The organism is Levilactobacillus zymae DSM 19395, assembly GCF_001434115.1.
Taxonomy (GTDB): domain Bacteria; phylum Bacillota; class Bacilli; order Lactobacillales; family Lactobacillaceae; genus Levilactobacillus; species Levilactobacillus zymae.
In genome coordinates this window covers 59,598-63,287 of record NZ_AZDW01000050.1, presented here as the reverse complement: position 1 = coordinate 63,287, position 3,690 = coordinate 59,598, and the positions used below count along the sequence as shown (strand labels likewise).

Sequence of the window (3,690 nt, the reverse complement as noted above, 5' to 3'; positions counted from 1 at the left end):
ACGGATTGCAGGCTCGCGTCGGAAGCCGAAGCAATACTCCGGTCAACCGAAACGCTGGCTGCTTGGCTGGCCGCCTCACTAGCCGAAACTTCGGATTGTGAAGCCGCGGCACTTTGTGAAGCGTCTACCTGTGACGTCATCGAAGCAGAAGTTGCGCTGGCTTCGGAGTTCACAACAGAAGCACTCGCACTTTGTTCGGACCAAGTCGACAAGGCTTCGGATTCGGACAACGATTGTTGACTCAAGCTGGTCAACGATTCTTGCGTGCTGTCGTCCGGCGTGGATCCCTCATCAGTCAAACTCTGAAGTGACTTGGAGATCTCGGCGGATTGACTGGCTTCGGAAGTACTGGTGTTGCTTACGCTCAAGTTGGACAAGCTACCCAAGGATTGCGATACGGCGGACCAAACACTCTCATCGGCACTGTTCCGAGCACTCAGACTCGTTTCAGATTCAGACAAGGACGCTTGGAGACTGCCATCATCAACGGACCGTTGACTCAAACTAGCATCACTCTCGGAAATCTCATTAGACACAACGCTCAACGAATTGTCATCCGATACACTCTGGCTGTTAAACGTCGATGTGCTTGCGGACTGACTTGCGGAAACAACCGCGGAAGCCTTGGCCGATTCACTGGCCACCTGACTCTCGACAATCGAGGTCGACTGGCTAGCCGACGTGTTGGCCGAATCACTCGCCGATGCGTGGGCCGCTGACTCACTGGCCGATTGTTGACTCAACGAGTTCATCGAGGCTGAAGCACTGGCCGAGACAACACTCATGCTGGCTTCGGATTCAGAGGTGATCGACGTTGAAACGCTACCGGAGTCTGCCCGATCACTGACACTAGCTTCCGAATTAGAAATCTCAGAAACCATGCTAGTGGTTGACGCAGACGTTTCGCTGATACTGTTCAACGATTGTGACAACTGTGACGTTGAGGCTTCACTCAGGCTCGCGGCACTTTGCGAAACTAATTCCGAGTCACTGGCAATGGCTTGCGACGTAGTACTCAAACTAGTTTGAGCACTGGCGATTTCGGAAAGTTCACTGTCGTCCGAGTTTGAGGTGGCACTGGCGCTGACGGAAGCTACCGTCGAAGCGTCAGCCGATGCGCTGGTTTGAGCATTACTCAAGCTAGTTTCGGCACTGGTTTGAACGGATTGCAGGCTCGCATCGGATGCGGAGGCTTGGCTCCGGCCCGCTGAAACGCTGGCCGACTGGCTGGCCGCTTCACTAGCTGAGACTTCGGATTGCGAAGCCGCGGCACTTTGCGAAGCATCCAGTTGTGAAGCTTCGGAAGCAGAGGTTGCGCTAGCTTCGGAGTTCGCAACGGAAATACTGTTGCTTTGTTCGGACCAAGTCGACAAGGCTTCGGATTCGGACAAGGATTGTTGACTCAGACTGTTCAACGACTCTTGCGTGCTGTCGTCCGGCGTGGATCCCTCGTCAACCAAGCTTTGCAGTGACTTGGAGATTTCGGCGGATTGACTAGCTTCAGAAGTTGACGTGTTGCTTACGCTCAGGTTCGATAAACTACCAAGCGATTGCGAAGCAGCGGACCAAACACTCTCATCGGCACTGTTCCGAGCACTTAAGCTGGTTTCAGATTCAGACAAGGACGCTTGGAGACTACCGTCATCAACGGAGCGTTGACTCAAGCTCGTGTCGCTCTCAGAAATTTCGTTGGAGACTAGGCTCAACGAATTATCTGCCGATTCACTCTGCAAGTTAAACGTCGACGTGCTTGCCGACTGGCTGGCGGAGACAATAGCCGATGCAGAAGCACTCTGACTAACAACGCTCATGGATGCGTCCGCAGATGCAGAAGCACTCTGACTAACGACGCTCGTTGAGGCATCGGCCGATTCACTCGCCGATAACTGACTCAACGACTTCATCGAAGCGGAAGCACTAGCCGAGATAACACTCATGCTGGCTTCAGATTCAGAGGTGATCGACGTTGAAACGCTGCCGGAATCTGCCCGGTCACTGACACTTGCTTCCGAATTAGAAATCTCGGAAACCATGCTAGTGGTTGATGCAGACGTTTCGCTGATACTGTTCAGCGATTGTGACAATTGCGACGTTGACGCCTCACTCAGACTTGCCGCCGATTGAGAAACCAGAGTGGAATCACTCGCAATCGCTTGCGACGTGGTACTCAGGCTAGTTTCAGCACTGGCAATTGCGGACATTTCACTGTCGTCCGAGTTTGAAGTGGCACTGGCGCTAACGGAAGCTACCGCTGAAGCCGCAGCCGAGGCACTAGTCTGGGCGTTACTCAAGCTAGTTTCAGCACTGGTTTGAACGGATTGCAGGCTCGCGTCGGAAGCCGAAGCAATACTCCGGTCAACCGAAACGCTAGCTGCTTGACTCGCCGCCTCACTGGCCGAAACTTCGGATTGCGAAGCCGCGGCACTTTGTGAAGCATCCAGTTGCGAAACTTCAGAAGCAGAGGTTGCACTGGCTTCGGAGTTCACGATGGAAGTGCTGGTGCTCTGTTCGGACCAAGTCGACAAGGCTTCAGATTCGGACAAGGACTGTTGACTCAAGCTGTTCAACGACTCTTGCACGCTGGCATCCGGTTCGGAACCTTCATCGCTTAAGCTTTGTAGCGACTTAGAAATTTCGGCGGATTGACTGGCTTCAGAAGCACTAGTGTTGATTACGCTCAGGTTGGACAAGCTGCCCAAGGATTGCGATGCAACGGACCAAACGCTCTCATCGGCACTGTTCCGAGCACTTAAACTGGTCTCAGATTCGGACAAGGAGGCTTGGATACTACCATCATCAACGGAACGTTGACTCAAGCTCATATCGCTCTCGGAAATCTCGGTAGAAACTAGGCTCAACGAATTATCATCCGATTCGCTTTGACGGTTAAACGTCGACGTGCTTGCGGATTGACTCGCGGAGACAATGGCCGATGCAGAGGCACTCTGGCTAACAACACTTGCTGAAGCATCTGCCGATTCACTGGCCGATTGTTGACTCAACGAGTTCATCGAAGCGGATGCGCTAGCCGAGACCACACTCATGCTGGCTTCGGATTCAGAGGTGATGGACGTCGAAACGCTACCGGAGTCTGCCCGATCACTGACACTCGCTTCCGAACCAGAAATTTCGGAAACCAGAGTCGTCGTGGACTTGGAAAGCTCACTGATACTGTTCAGTGATTGTGACAATTGCGACGTTGAGGCTTCACTCAAGCTCATGGCACTTTGCGAAACTAATGCCGAGTCGCTGGCAATGGCTTGCGACGTGGTACTCAAACTAGTTTGCGCACTGGCGATTTCGGAAAGTTCACTGTCGTCCGAGTTTGAGGTGGCACTGGCACTGATGGAAGCTACCGTCGAAGCCTCGGCCGAAGCACTAGCTTGAACGTTACTCAAGCTGGTTTCGGCGCTAGTTTGAACGGATTGTAAGCTGGCATCGGAAGCCGAAGCGATACTCCGGTCAACCGAGACACTAGCTGCTTGACTGGCCGCTTCACTAGCCGAAACTTCGGATTGCGAAGCCGCGGCACTCTGCGAAGCATCCAGTTGTGAAGCTTCGGAAGCAGAGGTTGCACTAGCTTCAGAGTTCACGATGGAAGTGCTGGTACTCTGTTCGGACCAAGTCGACAAGGCTTCGGATTCGGACAAGGATTGTTGACTCAGACTGGTCAACGATTCTTGCGTGCTC

The 3,690-nt window shown here is 53.2% G+C and carries 1 pseudogene; it reads right to left on the bottom strand.

What is annotated here, in order from left to right:
* Nucleotides 1–3,690 (bottom strand): annotated as a pseudogene (locus tag FD38_RS10600) (accessory Sec-dependent LPXTG-anchored adhesin); the annotation flags it as partial.